This window comes from Streptococcus sp. HMSC065E03, from assembly GCF_001815045.1.
GTDB lineage: Bacteria > Bacillota > Bacilli > Lactobacillales > Streptococcaceae > Streptococcus > Streptococcus parasanguinis_AD.
Window position 1 is genome coordinate 98,256 of sequence record NZ_KV818847.1, and the last position, 16,177, is coordinate 114,432.

Sequence of the window (16,177 nt, forward strand, 5' to 3'; positions counted from 1 at the left end):
TAAAGAGGCTAGGACTTTTGTCCCAGCCTCTTTTTTAGTGGAAACTTAAATTTCATAGCCCATGAGGAGGCCGCCTTCTTCGGCGTAGAAACTACAAAGTCCAGAAGTAGGAAGGACTTCGATGTTTGCACGGGCAAATTTTTCACGGACCAATTCAGAGAATTGCTCGATAAATTTTTCATTGTTGCGGTGGGCGATGGTAATATGCCCGCCATTATAGCCTGCCTTGATTAATTCATCAAAAGCAGCCTTGATCGCTTTCTTTTGGCCCCGTGCTTTTTGAAGCAACTCGAGGGTACCCGTCTTACTAGCTTCCCCAACCATACGGATATTGAGAAGCCCGACAACCGTTCCGATCAATTTGCTGAGACGCCCATTTTTGACCAGATTATCGACCTTAGCCAAAACAAAGAGCAATTTGGTTTTAGACTGATAAGTAGTGATCACATCAACCACTTGATCAAAATCGAGTCCTTCAGTGACCAACTGATTAAGCTTGCGAACGATTAGGTCCACCTCGCCCCCAGCTGACAAGCTATTAATGACGTGAATATTGGTATTCGGATGCTCTTCCAGATAAATTTTCTTGGCCACCTCGGCACTATTATAACTACCAGAAAGTGTCCCTGTGATGGTAACAACGAAGATATTATCCGCCCCTTCAAAAGACTTCATATAATCATCCGGACTTGGGCAGGCAGACTTAGATGCAGTCGCAGTCGCATACATCTCCCCCATCATCTGATCGATATTGAGTTGGGCATCATCTGTATAGATGGTATCACCCACTTGGATGGTCAGTGGGACACTGACAAACTCCGTATCTGGTGCCAGGTTGTCCAAAGAGCGGTAGTCACAGCCTGAATCCGCAATAATTTTCCATTTCATCAGTTCATACCTCATAATTGTATAAAAATGTACATTGACAAGTAGTTTGTCTTCTTTTACAATTATATCATGAAGTGCAATGCTATCCAAGCAGATATCATCAGGTGAGACAGATAGAAAGTAAATGTTATGGCAGAAAGAAAAATATCCGAGAAGTCCTTGGAAAATCTCAAACGATTTAACCAAGAAAACAATGCGATTACACGAGAATCCATCGAAATCTCTCTCCTGCAACTATTGGAGAAAAAAGATCTGAAAAAGATTACCATCTCTGAGCTGGTTCAGCGTGCTGGGGTTTCTCGCGCGGCCTTTTACCGCAATTATGGATCAAAAGAAGAGATTCTAGAGTCTATCTTTCAATCTAGTATCGCAAAGATTACCAAGTCTTTAGATGGCTACAACCTCAAGACAGATCTCTACCAAGTCTGGGTCTATCTTTTTAAAGAAGTTAAGAAAGAAGCGAAGATTATCAGCCTGGCCATTGATTACAATTTTGAACGGCTCTTGACCAAGGCAGTCTATGACTTTTTAGAAAAACGAAATGGCAGCTCATCAAATGGCGCTGGCAGCTACCTCAATTCTTTCTGGAGCTCAGCTATTGTCTCTGTCATCTCCAAATGGATCAAGGATGGCATGAAGATCCCCGCCGAAAAGATCGCGACCCTTGGCTTACCCCTCTTCCCACAAAAGAAGAAGTAAGAACCACCGATAGGTGGTTTTAAAGTAAACTGCCCCTCTCCATAACTAGCCCAAATGAATAGATAGAACTATACATAGATTATTCAAAGGACAAGAACGATGATGGAAGAACGAATTCTTGCTGCTAAGCAGTATGTGAAAACCTTATTTGCTGATCGAGCGGATGGCCATGATGTAGAGCATACCCTCCGCGTCTATACTAATGCTATGAGAATCGCACAAGCAGAAGGGCCATGTGATCTGGAGATAGTGGGCTTGTCAGCTCTTCTTCACGATGCTGATGATGATAAATTGTTTCAAACAGAGAATCATGCGAATGCTCGTAAGTTTCTAGAAGAGATCGGTACTCCTAAAAACCAAATCGAGCAGATTTGTCGGGTAATCAATGCTGTTTCTTTCAGCAAAAATCGCGGTAAACATCCAGAAACCTTAGAAGGCAAGATTGTCCAGGATGCAGACCGGCTCGATGCGATAGGAGCTGTAGGAATTGCGCGAACTTTTTCCTATGGTGGCCACAAAGGGAGACCCCTTACTGATACCGTCCAACATTTCCACGACAAGTTGCTCCTCTTAAAAGATGAAATGAACACGGAGACTGCCAAACAAATGGCAGAAAGTCGCCATCAATTTTTAATCACCTTTCTAAAAGAACTAGAGAAGGAATTGGACTGAGTGAAATATTGAAATTAACTTTTATAAAAGACTTATTTGAAAGAAAGATATGCTAAATCAACTAATAAAGAAACCTATTTTAAGTTGTTCAATTATATTTGTTATCTGCTCAGTAGCAAGGCTATTCGAATACTTGTATATGAGGACAGATGATACTTTTTTATCGGAGAATTTTCTACACAAACTTTTTGGAATACTTTTATTGTGGGGAATTCTTTCAATTAGCAAATTAAGATGGATAGATATTGGTTTTACACCTAATGGAATTATAAGAGGTATAGGAAATGGCCTGCTCTTTGGTTTAGTGTGCTCCATCTTTGCATATACAGTTGAGTGTATTGTTCTCTTGTTTCTTCATGGCAATGTTCACTTATCGTTTTATGCCAGTGGTTTTTCCTTAACAAACGAAAAAGGATCACAAGCAGGTATCTTGTTTATCATGTTAAGTATCTTATTTAACCTGATAAACGTGTGGATGGAAGAAGGAGTTTTTCGTGGCCTTTTCACCAAAATTCTTGAAGGGATTTCTTACCGTAAGAGTCTATTCTTTATAGCCTTCCTATTTGGAATATGGCACTTGGCAATGCCGTTCAGAGATTATCTTCAAGGAGAATCGTCACTCTTAAATCTTATTACCATGGGGATTGGCTATGTTATCCTAGCGGGAATGATGAGCATCAAATGGTCCTTACTTTACAAAATGACAGGTTCCTTGTGGCTAGGACTAGGAGATCATCTTTTCAACAATCTTGCTTCAAATCTGGTCCATGTTGTCTCAAATTCTGAATCAGATAGCTTGCAGATAGTAAGAATTATTCTTTGGCAGTTGTTGTCATTTGCAATTGTTTTGAGCATTTATAAAAGAAAGTCAAAGACTATAGCAAATCAATGTTGAAGCTCTTTTAAAAATTTTTGAATCCTATTACAGTTTATGAATCAACGATAAAAAATTTTTTATAAGTAACTCTAACAAAAGAGGCTGGGACAAAAGTCCTAGCCTCTCAATTATTTTTGGATTGTCGAGCAAGACGCAGTGGTTGATGGGCTCTACTACGCTGATTTCATCAGCTTTTACAGCCCTACTCAACTGTGCGAAGGAGGGACGACGAAATCGAATTCTAACGAATTACCGATTTCTGTCCCACTCTCTTTCTTTATTCTTGGATCATGGCTAGGAGATCCTCTCCTGTAGTGGTTGGAAGGATCCGGACTCGTTTGAGGGAATAGAGTCCATCAGCGGAGCTGGCTAGTCCATTTTTAGTGGTGAGGCCTAGTTTGTAGTCAGCTTTCTTGGCTTGGTCGATCGTGACCTGGCTGTAGCGACCGGATGGGTAGACGATAACGCTGGTATTTTGATCCAGCACCTTATCTAGCAGGCGTTTAGAAGCAACTAGCTCATTCTTTTGGGTCTCAAGACTGGAATTGGCTAGGTCTGGATGATTGACCGTATGGCTTTCAAAGGTCAAGCCAGCACTTTTCATCTCTTTGATTTGGTCAAAGGTCAGGACATTTTCTTTTTCCTTTTGGGTAAAGTCCGTGATGATATTATTGGTGGCGGTCATCTTGTACTTCTTAAGAAGCGGATAGACGATAGTATAGAAATCTTCGACGCCATCATCAAAGGTCAGCCAGACAAATTTCTTTCCTTTGGGTACTTCGTTCTTGACGAGGATGCGATAGGCTTCCCCAGGTGTCAGGGTGTAGTAACCCGCTTTTTTCAGGGCCTTTAGTTGGCTTTCAAAGGTTTCTGGATCAACGATCAAATTAGCATTGGCAGCTTCAGACTCGGCCATATTGTGCACGGAGTGGTACATGAGGATGGGCAGTTTGACCGGCTTTTTCACCCGAGTCCACTCGATAGAGGAGCTACCTTCTTCGAGAGAACGCGTCATGGCAGTGCCACTGGTATTCCCCTCATTCGGCTGAGTGATCCGCTTGATCAGAAGAAAGCTACAAATAAAGATACAGACCAGTAGGAGGGCATTGATTCCAAGTAGGGCTTTGATTTTTTTAGGTACTCTTCGTTTACTCATAGTGTCACCGCTTTCATTGTTTTCTTTATTGTACCACAAATTCTATGTTTTTTTCCAGAACTTGCTACAGGCAGATCCTGTCATGAAAATTCAGAATTTTTAAGGCAATTGGCTGTCAAACGCTCAAGTTTTTGTTATAATGGAGCTACTATAGAAAATTCAAGGAGTCAATAGGATGTCTGTTAAGATTGCCTTACTAGGATTTGGTACTGTTGCAAGTGGCGTACCATTTTTATTAAAAGAAAACCATGAAAAAATCACCCAGGCAGCTCAAGATGAAATCGAGATCGCTAAGGTCTTGGTTCGAGATGATGCGGAAAAGGGAAAATTGCAAGCGGCTGGTCATGACTACAACTTTGTGACCAATGTTGATGAGATCATTGAAGACAAGGACATTGCCATCGTGGTCGAATTGATGGGTCGTATCGAGCCAGCGAAAACCTTTATCACCCGTGCGCTGGAAGCAGGCAAGCATGTGGTCTCTGCTAACAAAGACCTTCTTGCCGTTCATGGAAGTGAATTGCTAGAGGTTGCAAAAGAACACCAAGTAGCTCTTTATTATGAAGCTGCTGTAGCGGGTGGGATCCCAATCCTTCGAACCTTGGTGAATTCCTTGGCTTCTGACAAGGTGACCAAAGTACTCGGTGTGGTCAATGGAACCTCCAACTTCATGATGACCAAAATGGTGGAAGAAGGCTGGACTTATGAAGATGCTTTAGCAGAAGCGCAACGCCTTGGTTACGCTGAAAGTGACCCAACCAATGACGTCGAAGGGATCGATGCAGCCTACAAGATGGTGATTTTGAGTCAATTTGCCTTTGGGATGAACATCCAATTTGACCAAGTAGGTCACAAAGGGATCAGCCAGATCACTCCACAAGATGTCTCTGTTGCTCAAAGCCTTGGTTATGTGATCAAACTGGTCGGCTCGATCGTTGAAACGCAATCAGGGATTGCAGCAGAGGTGACACCAACCTTCCTTCCAAAACAACACCCACTCGCTGGTGTGAACGATGTCATGAATGCGGTCTATGTGGAATCCATCGGGATTGGTGAGTCTATGTACTACGGACCAGGTGCTGGTCAAAAACCAACTGCGACCAGTGTTGTAGCCGACCTCGTTCGCATTGTCCGTCGTCTAAAAGAAGGAACGATCGGCAAAGCCTTCAATGAATACAGCCGTCCTCTTCAATTGGCTAAGCCTGAAGATGTGAAAAATAACTATTATTTCTCAATCAAGGCACCAGATGCGACTGGTCAAATCTTGCGTCTTGCGGAAATCTTTAATGCAGAAGGAGCTTCCTTCAAGCAAATCCTCCAAGAAGACTCAGATGGTCAATTTGCAAGTGTCGTCATCATTACCCACCAAGTCAACCAAACACAATTCAAGAACTTGGTTGAAAAATTGGATTCAGAGGCGAATTTCGAACTTTTGAATACCTTTAAAGTCTTGGGAGAATAAGCATGAGAATTATTGTTCCAGCAACCAGTGCCAATGTAGGGCCAGGATTTGATTCTGTTGGGATTGCCGTGACTCGCTATTTGACCATTGAAGTCCTTGAACCAGCAGATGCTTGGTTGATTGAGCATGATCTAGGAGCAGGGATTCCGACAGATGAGAAAAACCTCTTGCTCTCAACAGCTCTTTCTATCTCAACTGATATGCAGCCCCATCGAATCAAGATGACCAGTCAAGTGCCTTTGGCGCGTGGTCTTGGATCTTCTAGCTCGGTCATTGTCGCAGGGATTGAATTAGCCAACCAATTAGCCAACCTCAAGCTATCAGACGCTGAGAAATTACGCATCGCGACCGAGATCGAAGGTCATCCGGATAATGTAGCTCCAGCTATCTTTGGAAATATGGTCATTGCGAGCTACATCGGTGAAGATGTCCAATATGTCACGGCTGACTTCCCAAGCTGTGACCTTGTGGCCTTTGTACCGAGCTACCAATTGAAGACCAGTGATAGTCGCAATGTCCTACCGAAAGAATGGTCTTATAAGGAAGCTGTTGCAGCTAGTAGTGTAGCCAATGTCGCTATCGCAGCTCTCCTCAAGGGAGATTTGCTGACGGCTGGTCGCTCCATCGAGTCAGATCATTTCCACGAACGCTACCGTCAATCTCTTGTCAAAGAGTTCCCTCAGGTCAAAGAAGTAGCGCATGCGCATGGGGCATACGCCACCTATCTGTCAGGAGCAGGCCCAACGATCATGAACCTCTTAGCGCCAGAGCATACAGCAGCCTTTGTCGCAGCTCTCGAAAAACTCGGGCTAGAAGGCCAGATTTTCCAACTTAAAATTGACACATTTGGCGTTCGTGTTGAGAAATAAACCTCAATGTAACACAAATGAAAGAAGGATGTATACGAATGTATATGTCCTTTTTGCTTCTTCTATGGTAGAATGGGAACTGTACGGGGAAAAGCTCAAGCTTTCCCGAAAATCTAGGGGGAAACATGAAACCAGAATATTTATATAGTATTGCTACCGATCTTGGGCTGCAATTTGATGGCGAAGCTCGTGTGATGTACGGGGAGCGTGAAGGCTTCTTGTTAGTCATCGAAGGTGCTCAAACCAAGAATGTATTTACCATTTCACTCAGTGTGAAACAAGGTTCCGAAGGAGACTTGATCGAAGACGGTGAGATTCTTTGGAACGAATTAAAAGAACAATCAAAAGCCATTAATGCCATCTCTTTTGATGGTTACTTGACCTCTATCGTCGTCAAAGGCGGAATGACCAAAGGGAAGGCTGTCGAAACCTTATGGACAGCTATACAAGATATTGTTGATTTCTTACTCAACCACCAATTCGTGCAAGTGAATGCGGAAACGGGTGAGGAAGGACCAATCGGTCTGTATCAAATTGGAGATGCGATCTTCTTAATCGACGATGCAACCTTTAGAGCTTACCAATCCGAAGTGCAAGACACGGTGGAGGCTTATGAAGCGCGGGAAGAAAACTTCCTTTTAGGGATTGTAGGGGCTGTGATCGGTGTGATCATCGGTGGAGCCGTTGCCCTCTTGGTAGCACGGCTTGGCTATGTATCTGTTTTGGCAGGTGCTGCCCTCGGTTATTGTACTATCAAAGGTTATGAGATCCTTGGTAAGAAATTGACTAAAAAAGGTGTGGTAGTTTCAGCTATTTTGATGGTCTTGACCGTCTTTTTGGTCAACCAATTAGATTATACTTTGGCGCTTATGAGTGAACTGGATTTGCCATTTGATATGTCCTGGACGCTTCTCAATGAAGCGACATTCTCAGGGGATGTCCCTGATAAATTTTACTTGAATCTAGCACTCTTAGCTGTCTTTACTCTTGGTGGTGCTTGGATTTCGGTCAAATCAGCTCTGGATGGACAAAAGAATCGTGCTATCGCTCGTAAAATTGCATAATAAATGGTAAAAGGAAGGCCTGAATACTATGGGCCTTCTTTTGTTTTTTAGGGTCGAAAAATAGTCGAAAATTTGGTATAATAGTTTGTATTTTATATAGAGAGAGAACAGACAGAAAGATGATTGAAGAAATGAATCAAATTCTTGAAGGGATTGATATCCGTTTTCAAGAACCATTAAAACATTATACCTATACAAAGGTAGGGGGGAATGCTGAGTTTTTAGCCTTTCCTCGCAACCAATACGAATTAAAACGCATCGTCCAATTTGCAAACCAAGAACAAATTCCATGGATGGTCCTGGGGAATTCTTCGAATATTATTGTCCGAGATGGGGGCATACCGGGATTTGTCATTATGTTTGATCGCTTGCGAGATATCAGTGTGGATGGTTATGTGGTCGAAGCAGAAGCAGGGGCAAAACTCATCGAAACGACTCATGTAGCCCTGTATCATAGTTTGAAAGGTCTTGAGTTTGCTAGTGGCATTCCAGGCAGTGTTGGTGGTGCTGTCTTTATGAATGCAGGAGCCTATGGAGGAGAGATTGCTCATGTCCTTGTATCCTGTAAGGTCTTGACCAAAGACGGGGAAATCGAAACTCTGTCAGCGAGTGAACTAGCTTTCGGTTACCGTCATTCTAAGATTCAAGAGACAGGTGCTGTCGTCATCTCTGCCAAATTTGCTTTGTCTCCAGGCAATCACGAGCAAATCAAACAGGAGATGGAGCGTTTGACCCATCTTCGTCAGTTGAAACAACCCCTTGAATACCCTTCTTGTGGCTCAGTCTTTAAGCGTCCTGTCGGTCATTTTGCAGGTCAATTGATCAGCGAAGCAGGTCTGAAAGGCTATCGAATTGGTGGTGTGGAAGTTTCTGAAAAGCATGCTGGCTTTATGGTCAATGTGGACAATGGAACAGCCAAGGACTACGAAGACCTGATCGCCCATGTCATTGAAGCAGTCGAGGCTCATTCAGGTGTCCGTTTAGAACCGGAAGTTCGCATTATCGGCCAAGCCTAAGAACGTTAGTATTGAAGAACAATTGATAGTGTAAACATCGATAGCATCAGTTGGAAAGGGGGTGAGTGCCTATCGATACCGTAAATAGGTGGGGCAGTCTAGTAAGTCCCCGAGAGGTATTGGTGGCCTGACAGGCCTTCCTGTCAGCCGCTGCGTTTTCGTTTGAAAAGCAGTTTGGTAATCGTAGTAAAGAAGGAATTTATGTGAATTGAAAAAACCAATTATTGAGTTTAAAAATGTAACAAAGGTCTTTGAAGATAGCGGAACCGTTGTCCTAAAGGATATCAATTTTGAATTGGAAGAAGGGAAGTTCTATACCCTGCTCGGTGCATCTGGATCAGGAAAATCAACTATCCTGAATATTATTGCCGGTCTTTTAGATGCTAGCTCTGGAGATGTCTACCTTGATGGGGAACGGATCAATGATGTCCCTACCAACAAGCGGGATGTCCACACCGTCTTTCAGTCCTATGCCCTGTTTCCGCATATGACGGTCTTTGAAAATGTGGCTTTCCCCCTTCGTTTGAAAAAGCTGGACAAGGCTGAGATCGAACGTCGGGTTTCAGAAGTATTGAAAATGGTCCAGTTAGCAGGATTTGAAAAACGTTCGATCCAAAAATTATCGGGTGGTCAACGTCAGCGGGTAGCTATTGCACGGGCTATTATCAATGAACCACGAGTGGTCCTTTTAGATGAGCCTTTGTCAGCCCTTGACTTGAAACTTCGAACAGACATGCAGTATGAGTTGCGGGAATTGCAACAACGCTTGGGCATTACCTTTGTCTTTGTTACCCACGACCAAGAAGAAGCCCTTGCCATGAGTGACTGGATCTTTGTCATGAATGAGGGAGAGATCGTCCAATCTGGTACTCCCGTGGATATCTATGATGAACCGATCAACCACTTTGTAGCGACTTTTATCGGGGAGTCCAACATCCTAGATGGTCGCATGATCGAGGACTACTTGGTTGAGTTCAATGGTAAACGCTTTGAAGCGGTCGACGGGGGAATGCGTCCAAATGAACCAGTTGAAGTCGTCATTCGTCCAGAAGACTTGCGCATCACTCTTCCTGAAGAAGGCAAGCTCCAAGTAAAGGTGGACACCCAGCTCTTCCGTGGAGTGCATTACGAGATCATCGCCTATGATGATTTGGGAAATGAGTGGATGATTCACTCAACTCGTAAGGCTATCGTGGGAGAAGTCATTGGGCTAGACTTTGAACCAGAAGACATCCACGTCATGCGTCTCAATGAAACCGAAGAAGAATTCGATGCGCGGATCGAAGAGTACGTTGAAGTGGAAGAGCAAGAAGCTGGTTTGATTAATGCCATTGAGGAGGAAAGAGATGAAGAAAACAACCTCTAATCTATTTATCCTCCCCTATTTCTTGTGGATTTTTCTCTTTGTCTTGGCTCCTGTAGTCATGATTATCTTTCAATCATTTTTCAACGTTGAAGGGCAGTTTTCACTTGAAAACTACAAAGAGTTCTTTACTTCGCAAAATCTGACCTATTTAAAGATGAGCTTTAATTCGGTCCTTTATGCCGGAATCGTCACCCTGGTGACGCTCTTGATCTCCTACCCGACTGCTTACTTTTTGACGCTGCTCAAACACCGGCAGTTGTGGTTGATGTTGATCGTCTTGCCAACCTGGGTCAATCTCTTGCTCAAGGCCTATGCCTTTATCGGAATCTTTGGTCAAAACGGCTCCATTAATAGCTTTTTAAGCTTTCTCGGAGTCGCTCCCCAGCAGATCCTCTTTACAGATTTCTCCTTTATCTTTGTAGCCAGCTACATCGAGTTGCCTTTTATGATTTTGCCGATCTTTAATGTCTTAGATGATTTAGATCCAAACTTGATCAATGCCAGCTATGATTTAGGAGCCAATCGTTGGGATACCTTCCGTCATGTGGTCTTCCCCTTGTCCATGAATGGAGTCCGCTCAGGTGTGCAGTCTGTCTTTATTCCTACTCTGAGCCTCTTCATGTTGACACGGATGATCGGTGGAAACCGCGTCATTACCTTAGGGACTGCGATTGAACAGCACTTCTTGACAACACAAAACTGGGGAATGGGTTCTACCATCGGAGTTGTTCTGATCCTTGCTATGCTCTTTACCATGTGGGCAACTAGAGAAAGGAGAGAACGATGAAAAAAGTATCTCATTTCTATCTAGGTTTCGTCTTTCTGATTCTCTATCTTCCCATCTTCTATTTGATCTTTTATGCCTTCAATAAAGGGGGAGATATGAATGCCTTCACAGGCTTCACGCTTGAGCATTTCAATGAATTGTTCGCAGATAGTCGCCTGATGCTGATCTTATCAGAGACCTTCCTCTTGGCCTTCTTGTCAGCCTTGATTGCGACAGTGATTGGAACCTTTGGAGCCATTTATATCTACCAATCGAAGAAGAAGTTAGAAGGTCCTTTGCTCTCCATTAATAATATTCTCATGGTAGCGCCAGATGTTATGATCGGGGCCAGCTTCTTGATTCTCTTTACGACGGTGAAGTACCAGCTAGGTTTCTTATCTGTTCTGGCTAGTCACGTGGCCTTCTCGATTCCCATTGTGGTCTTGATGGTCTTGCCACGACTCAAGGAAATGAACCGGGATATGGTCAATGCGGCCTATGACTTGGGAGCTACCCAAGTGCAAATGCTCAAAGAGATCATGTTGCCTTATCTGACACCAGCCATTATTGCTGGCTACTTTATGGCCTTTACCTATTCGCTTGATGACTTTGCCGTGACCTTCTTTGTAACCGGAAATGGCTTTACAACCTTGTCTGTAGAGATCTACTCACGTGCGCGTCAAGGGATTTCTCTCAGTATCAATGCCTTGTCCGCCCTTGTCTTTCTCTTTAGTGTGCTCTTGGTCATCGGTTATTACTTTATTACCCGTGAAAAGGAGGAAGCAGCATGAAAAAACTTTATTCATTCCTAACTGGGATTGTCCTTGTCATTCTGGTCCTCTGGGGAATTAGCCACCAGATCGAAGCGAGCATGAATACCAAGAATAGTGACAAGTTGGTCATCTACAACTGGGGAGATTATATCGATCCAGAATTGCTAACGGAATTCACAAAAGAGACAGGAATTCAGGTGCAATATGATACCTTTGATTCCAACGAAGCCATGTACACCAAGATCAAGCAGGGGGGCACGACCTACGATATTGCCATTCCGAGTGAATACATGATTGCCAAGATGATGGATGAGCATTTGATTGAAAAATTGGATCAATCCAAGATCAAAGGGATGGAAAATATTGATCCAAAACTGTTGAACCAATCGTTTGATCCGGGCAACCAATATTCCGTTCCTTACTTCTGGGGTACCTTGGGGATCGTCTACAATACCAAGATGGTCAAAGAAGCTCCGGAACATTGGTCTGATCTCTGGCGTGAAGAGTACAGAAATGACATCATGATGTACGATGGTGCGCGTGAGGTCATGGGAATTGGTCTCAATACCTTGGGCTATAGCCTCAATGAAAAGGATCCAAAGAAATTGCAAGAGGCAGTAGATAAACTCTACACCTTGACGCCAAACATCAAAGCTTTGGTTGCTGATGAGATGAAAGGCTATATGATCCAAAACAATGCGGCTATTGGGGTTACCTTCTCAGGAGAAGCCAGCCAAATGCTCGAAGCCAATAAGGATCTTCGCTATGTCGTCCCAACTGAAGCCAGCAACCTTTGGTTTGATAACATTGTCATTCCAAAAACCGTGAAAAATAAAGAAGCAGCATATGCCTTTATTAACTTCATGCTTCGTCCTAAAAATGCTTTGAAAAATGCTCTTTATGTCGGCTACTCAACGCCAAATAAAAAAGCCAAAGCCATGTTGCCAAAAGAAATCCAAGATGACCAATCCTTCTATCCAAGCGATGAAACGCTGGACCATTTGGAAGTCTATCAACAATTAGGCAAGAAATTGCTTGGAGTCTATAACGATCTTTACCTTCAGGTCAAGATGTATCGAAAATAACACAAAAGGAACCTTCGGGTTCCTTTTTGATTACCTTAGAAAAGCTCTAACTAGTGAGTTAGATTGAGATTCAAATGAAAGATGCTATAATAGTAAGGAAAGTGACTGGCCCATTCAGTCATGAAAGGAAGGATTGGAGAAGAAGAGATGAAGAGACGACCGGAACTATTTTTGATTATTCTGTTACCGATCCTAGGAATTGTTTTTCTAGGAGGAAAAATCATGACCCTGACCAAAAGACCGGAGCAGAAGATAACAACCACTTCTTCAAAGAAAGTCATTCAAAAATCAGAAGAAGAGATAAAAAAAGAACAAGTAGCCTATTTGAAAAAACATGAAAAAGAAATCGGCGATTTTGTGAAAGCTCAAAATCCGAAAGTTGAATCCGTACAGATCGATTGGGATCAGACACAATGGAGTGATGGTGGACTTACAACTCCCGAATATTATATGAATGTTTTTGGTCGCATTAATCATATCGAGAACTCAGGATGGGGAGTGGATATTCCAATTAATGATGATCAATCAATTAACATGCGAGAAATGTTTATGCTTCATGAACCTACGATTGACGGAAAGCCTATTTCCTAAGTAAGTACAATGCATTTTGAAAAAAAATTGGTTTAGAGAAAGATAGCACATGATAAAACAAACGGCGTTTAAATTAATCACTACCTTAGCTCTCCTTGCAAGTATAGGAGGATGTACCATAAAATCAAAAGAGCAAACGAAACAAGCACCCATTGCAACCCCTTCGACAAGCAAGGAAGATAAAGAAGCGACGAAGCAAAAACAAATTGCCTATTTGAAAGAACATGAAAAAGAAATTGTTGATTTTGTAAAGTCAAAAAATTCTAAAATAGAATCCGTTCAGGTTAATTGGAGTGATATTCGATGGGGCGAAGCAGGCAACGGAACACCTCAAGGAGGTGGCGAAATCATCGAGTTGTATGGTGGTTTTAATCATATTAAAAATTCTGGTTGGAATGTCACGATTGGGATTGTTAATGAAATGCCTGATCTAAAAACTATGATGTTAAGCAATGGTTTTGGTGTTGGAGGAGAAGTATTTAAGTAATTGGGACAAGGAAAAGCTATGAAATTAAAAACAAGACAAATCATGGTAACGGTTGTTGCCATTGCTGGATTTTTAAGTCTTGGAGGCTGTCTTGAAAATCCAAAAGAACAGACGAAACCAATAAATCACATCGCTTCTTCATCAACCAAAGAAGACAAAAAAGTCATTAAACAAAAACAGCTCGCCTATCTGAAAGAACACGAGCAAGAAATGACGACCTATGTGAAAGAACATAATGCCAACATTCATCAGGTGTCTTATGACTGGGATAGTGTTCGAACAGTTGTAGGAGGTAATGGAACACCTCAGGGAGGTGACGAAATACTATTAGTTTATGGTTATGCCAATGGAAGTGATCTAACAAATTTTAGTCTGAATTTTACGTTAGACGAAAATAAAATGCCTAAAATAGATTCAATTGGTTCTGATAGTTTATATCGGGTAGAAAAGAAATGATCCGTCAGTTAGACGATGAGAGATCAATAGAGGAAACACTTTTAAACGAAATAAAATTATGAGAAAACAAATAAACAATCTGATGATCGCACTTGCTTTCATTTTAACAATTGGATGTCTTTTAGGATGTGTGAAGCAAGAACGTGAAAAAAGCAGACAAGCGCAAACTGTCACCTCTTCAACCACAAAAGAGGACAAAGAAACCATTAAACCAAAGCAGCTAGCCTATTTGAAAGAACATGAAAAAGAAATCGTCGATTTTGTGAAAGCTCAAAGTCCGAAAATCGAATCCGTCCAGATTTATTGGGACGAAACGCAATGGATTGATGGTGGAAATGGGACACCGCAAAGTGGAGATGAGGTCATAGAAATTTTTGGAACCGTCAATCAACTTGAAGATTCAGGATGGAGGGTGGATGTCGTATTTGATTCTGATCAAAAGATGACATTCAGTATGGGCCATCATATTAGTATTAAGGGTGATTATATTGAGTAAGAACCGGAAGATTCAGAGCCTGTAAGGAGGATTTATGAAGAGACAAGAAAAAATGATTTTCAATTTACTTGCTTTATGTGTCGCGTTGCTCATCATCACAGGTTGCACTGTAAAATCTAAGGAAGAGATGAAGCAAGAAAAAACGAATGTTTCTTCCTCCACCAAAGAAGATACAGCAACTGTTACTCAAAGGCAAGTCGACTTTTTAAAAAAACACGAGTCCGAAATTACGAACTACATAAAGTTGAATGATCCAGAAGTTGTTCGAGTCAAGTATGATTGGGATAGCGTGAAAGTAGGAGATAGTGGTTCTTTTACGGAATCTGGGTTTGACATTCGTTTAAAGGTCTATGGGGCAAATGATAAGGAATTCAATGGTTATTCATTTTTTATTGTCCCAAAACCAAATGTTGAGAATCCAAGTTCAATTGATTCAATCTCTGGTTCGAATTTTCCTTAATAAAATCAACAGATCATTCTACCTATTAAGAGGAAAGAATTCCAAAAATACTTGAGCTATGAGTTCATAATAGATCCAGAAATGATAGGTGGACATTTTAAATAAAAATCTGTACAAAATGGTAGGAGGACTTATGAAAAGTCGAAAAATCATGATGATAGGTGTATCAATTGCGGTGGTGCTATGTATAGTTGGATGTGCCGTGAAACAGAAGGAAGATACCAAGCAAGATAAAACAAATGTTTCTTCATCAATCAAAGAAGACAAAAAAGCCATTAAACAAAAACAGCTCGCTATTCTCAAGGAACATGAGCAAGAAATCGTCGATTTTGTTAAAGCCCAAAATCCGAAAGTTGAATCCGTTCAAATATATTGGGATGAAACTGAGTGGGGCGTGGCAGGAAATGGAACACCTCAAGGTGGTGACGAGATGATTCTCATTTTTGGCGGATTTAATCAAAATCCTGAATCGAGTTGGCGAGTTGATTTGGTTGTGGAAGATGGAAAGATTAATTTAAAGACGATGTCTCTGGGACAAAACTTAAGCATAGATTAAGAAATTTTCGAGTGACTCAGTTGAGAGATCAATTAAAAGTGTGTAGATTGGAGGGAATTGAATGAAGAGACAAATGGAACTATTTTTGATTATTTTGTTACCGATACTAGGACTGGTTTTTCTTGGAGGAAAAATCATGACCCTGACCAAAAGCCCCGAACAGAAGATAACGACCTCATCTTCAAAGAAAGTCGTACAAAAACCAGATGAAGACATAAAAAAAGAACAACTGGACTACCTAAAAGAACACGAACAGAAGGTTATTGATTTAGTCAAAGCACAAAATTCAAAAGTCGAATCCGTTCAGATTGATTGGGATCATACACAATGGAGTGATGGTGGGCTTACAACTCCTGAATATTATATGAATGTTTATGGAGGTATAAATAATATTGAAGAATCGAGTTGGGGAGTAGATATCCCAATTAATGAGGACAA

20 protein-coding genes are annotated in these 16,177 nt (G+C 41.8%); 18 read left to right on the forward strand and 2 right to left on the reverse strand.

Annotated features, from left to right (window positions below):
- Positions 1-45 precede the first annotated feature (45 nt).
- The gene (locus tag HMPREF3002_RS03410; protein WP_070665287.1) at positions 46-888 is read right to left on the reverse strand and encodes a DegV family protein; all 843 of its coding nucleotides are present in this window, start codon (positions 886-888) and stop codon (positions 46-48) included.
- Between the two features lie 129 nt (positions 889-1,017).
- Here HMPREF3002_RS03410 and HMPREF3002_RS03415 point away from each other — a divergent pair, with 129 nt between their 5' ends.
- The 3 genes from HMPREF3002_RS03415 (at position 1,018) to HMPREF3002_RS03425 (ending at position 3,154) form a co-directional block, all read left to right on the forward strand.
- Positions 1,018-1,587 (forward strand): TetR/AcrR family transcriptional regulator, encoded by a 570-nt coding sequence (locus tag HMPREF3002_RS03415; RefSeq protein ID WP_037599347.1) that lies wholly within the window; start codon positions 1,018-1,020, stop codon positions 1,585-1,587.
- Between the two features lie 99 nt (positions 1,588-1,686).
- Positions 1,687-2,259: an HD domain-containing protein gene (locus tag HMPREF3002_RS03420; RefSeq protein ID WP_023918398.1), complete on the forward strand. Its 573-nt coding sequence runs from the start codon at positions 1,687-1,689 to the stop codon at positions 2,257-2,259.
- Positions 2,260-2,308: 49 nt separating this feature from the next.
- A complete protein-coding gene (locus HMPREF3002_RS03425; protein WP_049492035.1) occupies positions 2,309-3,154 on the forward strand; it encodes a CPBP family intramembrane glutamic endopeptidase in 846 nt (281 codons plus the stop codon).
- A gap of 259 nt (positions 3,155-3,413) precedes the next feature.
- Here the strand turns inward: HMPREF3002_RS03425 and HMPREF3002_RS03430 are convergent, their stop codons facing one another.
- Positions 3,414-4,292 (reverse strand): polysaccharide deacetylase family protein, encoded by an 879-nt coding sequence (locus tag HMPREF3002_RS03430; RefSeq protein WP_049492061.1) that lies wholly within the window; start codon positions 4,290-4,292, stop codon positions 3,414-3,416.
- Positions 4,293-4,467: 175 nt separating this feature from the next.
- On the opposite strand from HMPREF3002_RS03430, the gene HMPREF3002_RS03435 reads away from it, so the two are divergent.
- The 15 genes from HMPREF3002_RS03435 to HMPREF3002_RS03505 form a co-directional block, all read left to right on the forward strand.
- Positions 4,468-5,754: a homoserine dehydrogenase gene (locus HMPREF3002_RS03435; protein ID WP_070665288.1), complete on the forward strand. Its 1,287-nt coding sequence runs from the start codon at positions 4,468-4,470 to the stop codon at positions 5,752-5,754.
- A 2-nt stretch (positions 5,755-5,756) separates the two neighbouring features.
- Complete coding sequence (gene thrB / locus HMPREF3002_RS03440) at positions 5,757-6,623, forward strand: homoserine kinase (RefSeq protein WP_070665289.1); 867 nt, start codon at positions 5,757-5,759, stop codon at positions 6,621-6,623.
- 125 nt (positions 6,624-6,748) lie between these two features.
- The gene (locus HMPREF3002_RS03445) at positions 6,749-7,687 is read left to right on the forward strand and encodes a hypothetical protein (RefSeq protein ID WP_049472558.1); all 939 of its coding nucleotides are present in this window, start codon (positions 6,749-6,751) and stop codon (positions 7,685-7,687) included.
- Between the two features lie 119 nt (positions 7,688-7,806).
- Positions 7,807-8,703, forward strand: coding sequence for a UDP-N-acetylmuramate dehydrogenase (gene murB, locus HMPREF3002_RS03450; protein ID WP_049472557.1), 897 nt, complete (start codon positions 7,807-7,809; stop codon positions 8,701-8,703).
- 208 nt (positions 8,704-8,911) lie between these two features.
- Entirely contained in the window at positions 8,912-10,069 is a 1,158-nt protein-coding gene (locus tag HMPREF3002_RS03455) for an ABC transporter ATP-binding protein (RefSeq protein WP_070665290.1), read from the forward strand.
- Entirely contained in the window at positions 10,050-10,856 is an 807-nt protein-coding gene (locus HMPREF3002_RS03460; RefSeq protein ID WP_070665291.1) for an ABC transporter permease, read from the forward strand. The genes HMPREF3002_RS03455 and HMPREF3002_RS03460 overlap by 20 nt, the downstream gene beginning before the upstream one ends.
- The gene (locus HMPREF3002_RS03465; RefSeq protein WP_003002847.1) at positions 10,853-11,626 is read left to right on the forward strand and encodes an ABC transporter permease; all 774 of its coding nucleotides are present in this window, start codon (positions 10,853-10,855) and stop codon (positions 11,624-11,626) included. Before HMPREF3002_RS03460 ends, HMPREF3002_RS03465 begins: the two co-directional genes overlap by 4 nt.
- A complete protein-coding gene (locus HMPREF3002_RS03470) occupies positions 11,623-12,693 on the forward strand; it encodes an ABC transporter substrate-binding protein (RefSeq protein ID WP_070665292.1) in 1,071 nt (356 codons plus the stop codon). The genes HMPREF3002_RS03465 and HMPREF3002_RS03470 overlap by 4 nt, the downstream gene beginning before the upstream one ends.
- Before the next feature lie 147 nt (positions 12,694-12,840).
- Positions 12,841-13,284: a hypothetical protein gene (locus tag HMPREF3002_RS03475; RefSeq protein WP_176745566.1), complete on the forward strand. Its 444-nt coding sequence runs from the start codon at positions 12,841-12,843 to the stop codon at positions 13,282-13,284.
- A gap of 49 nt (positions 13,285-13,333) precedes the next feature.
- A complete protein-coding gene (locus HMPREF3002_RS03480; protein WP_176745560.1) occupies positions 13,334-13,771 on the forward strand; it encodes a TroA family protein in 438 nt (145 codons plus the stop codon).
- A gap of 18 nt (positions 13,772-13,789) precedes the next feature.
- Positions 13,790-14,227, forward strand: a complete 438-nt coding sequence (locus tag HMPREF3002_RS03485; RefSeq protein ID WP_070665375.1) for a hypothetical protein — start codon at positions 13,790-13,792, stop codon at positions 14,225-14,227.
- 58 nt (positions 14,228-14,285) lie between these two features.
- Entirely contained in the window at positions 14,286-14,723 is a 438-nt protein-coding gene (locus HMPREF3002_RS03490; RefSeq protein WP_031573578.1) for a hypothetical protein, read from the forward strand.
- Between the two features lie 34 nt (positions 14,724-14,757).
- Complete coding sequence (locus tag HMPREF3002_RS03495) at positions 14,758-15,183, forward strand: hypothetical protein (RefSeq protein WP_070665294.1); 426 nt, start codon at positions 14,758-14,760, stop codon at positions 15,181-15,183.
- Positions 15,184-15,316: 133 nt separating this feature from the next.
- The gene (locus tag HMPREF3002_RS03500) at positions 15,317-15,739 is read left to right on the forward strand and encodes a lipoprotein BUG3 (RefSeq protein WP_070665295.1); all 423 of its coding nucleotides are present in this window, start codon (positions 15,317-15,319) and stop codon (positions 15,737-15,739) included.
- 61 nt (positions 15,740-15,800) lie between these two features.
- Positions 15,801-16,177, forward strand: a 377-nt coding sequence (locus HMPREF3002_RS03505; protein WP_176745561.1) for a hypothetical protein, incomplete at its 3' end; no start/stop codon positions are given.

What these genes read in the sequence shown, in the direction of transcription:
- HMPREF3002_RS03410 (WP_070665287.1), bottom strand. Translation starts at nt 888, where the DNA reads ATGAAATGGAAAATTATTGCGGATTCAGGCTGTGACTACCGCTCTTTG.
- HMPREF3002_RS03415 (WP_037599347.1), top strand. Translation starts at nt 1,018, where the DNA reads ATGGCAGAAAGAAAAATATCCGAGAAGTCCTTGGAAAATCTCAAACGA.
- HMPREF3002_RS03420 (WP_023918398.1), top strand. Translation starts at nt 1,687, where the DNA reads ATGATGGAAGAACGAATTCTTGCTGCTAAGCAGTATGTGAAAACCTTA.
- HMPREF3002_RS03425 (WP_049492035.1), top strand. Translation starts at nt 2,309, where the DNA reads ATGCTAAATCAACTAATAAAGAAACCTATTTTAAGTTGTTCAATTATA.
- HMPREF3002_RS03430 (WP_049492061.1), bottom strand. Translation starts at nt 4,292, where the DNA reads ATGAGTAAACGAAGAGTACCTAAAAAAATCAAAGCCCTACTTGGAATC.
- HMPREF3002_RS03435 (WP_070665288.1), top strand. Translation starts at nt 4,468, where the DNA reads ATGTCTGTTAAGATTGCCTTACTAGGATTTGGTACTGTTGCAAGTGGC.
- thrB (WP_070665289.1), top strand. Translation starts at nt 5,757, where the DNA reads ATGAGAATTATTGTTCCAGCAACCAGTGCCAATGTAGGGCCAGGATTT.
- HMPREF3002_RS03445 (WP_049472558.1), top strand. Translation starts at nt 6,749, where the DNA reads ATGAAACCAGAATATTTATATAGTATTGCTACCGATCTTGGGCTGCAA.
- murB (WP_049472557.1), top strand. Translation starts at nt 7,807, where the DNA reads ATGATTGAAGAAATGAATCAAATTCTTGAAGGGATTGATATCCGTTTT.
- HMPREF3002_RS03460 (WP_070665291.1), top strand. Translation starts at nt 10,050, where the DNA reads ATGAAGAAAACAACCTCTAATCTATTTATCCTCCCCTATTTCTTGTGG.
- HMPREF3002_RS03465 (WP_003002847.1), top strand. Translation starts at nt 10,853, where the DNA reads ATGAAAAAAGTATCTCATTTCTATCTAGGTTTCGTCTTTCTGATTCTC.
- HMPREF3002_RS03470 (WP_070665292.1), top strand. Translation starts at nt 11,623, where the DNA reads ATGAAAAAACTTTATTCATTCCTAACTGGGATTGTCCTTGTCATTCTG.
- HMPREF3002_RS03475 (WP_176745566.1), top strand. Translation starts at nt 12,841, where the DNA reads ATGAAGAGACGACCGGAACTATTTTTGATTATTCTGTTACCGATCCTA.
- HMPREF3002_RS03480 (WP_176745560.1), top strand. Translation starts at nt 13,334, where the DNA reads ATGATAAAACAAACGGCGTTTAAATTAATCACTACCTTAGCTCTCCTT.
- HMPREF3002_RS03485 (WP_070665375.1), top strand. Translation starts at nt 13,790, where the DNA reads ATGAAATTAAAAACAAGACAAATCATGGTAACGGTTGTTGCCATTGCT.
- HMPREF3002_RS03490 (WP_031573578.1), top strand. Translation starts at nt 14,286, where the DNA reads ATGAGAAAACAAATAAACAATCTGATGATCGCACTTGCTTTCATTTTA.
- HMPREF3002_RS03495 (WP_070665294.1), top strand. Translation starts at nt 14,758, where the DNA reads ATGAAGAGACAAGAAAAAATGATTTTCAATTTACTTGCTTTATGTGTC.
- HMPREF3002_RS03500 (WP_070665295.1), top strand. Translation starts at nt 15,317, where the DNA reads ATGAAAAGTCGAAAAATCATGATGATAGGTGTATCAATTGCGGTGGTG.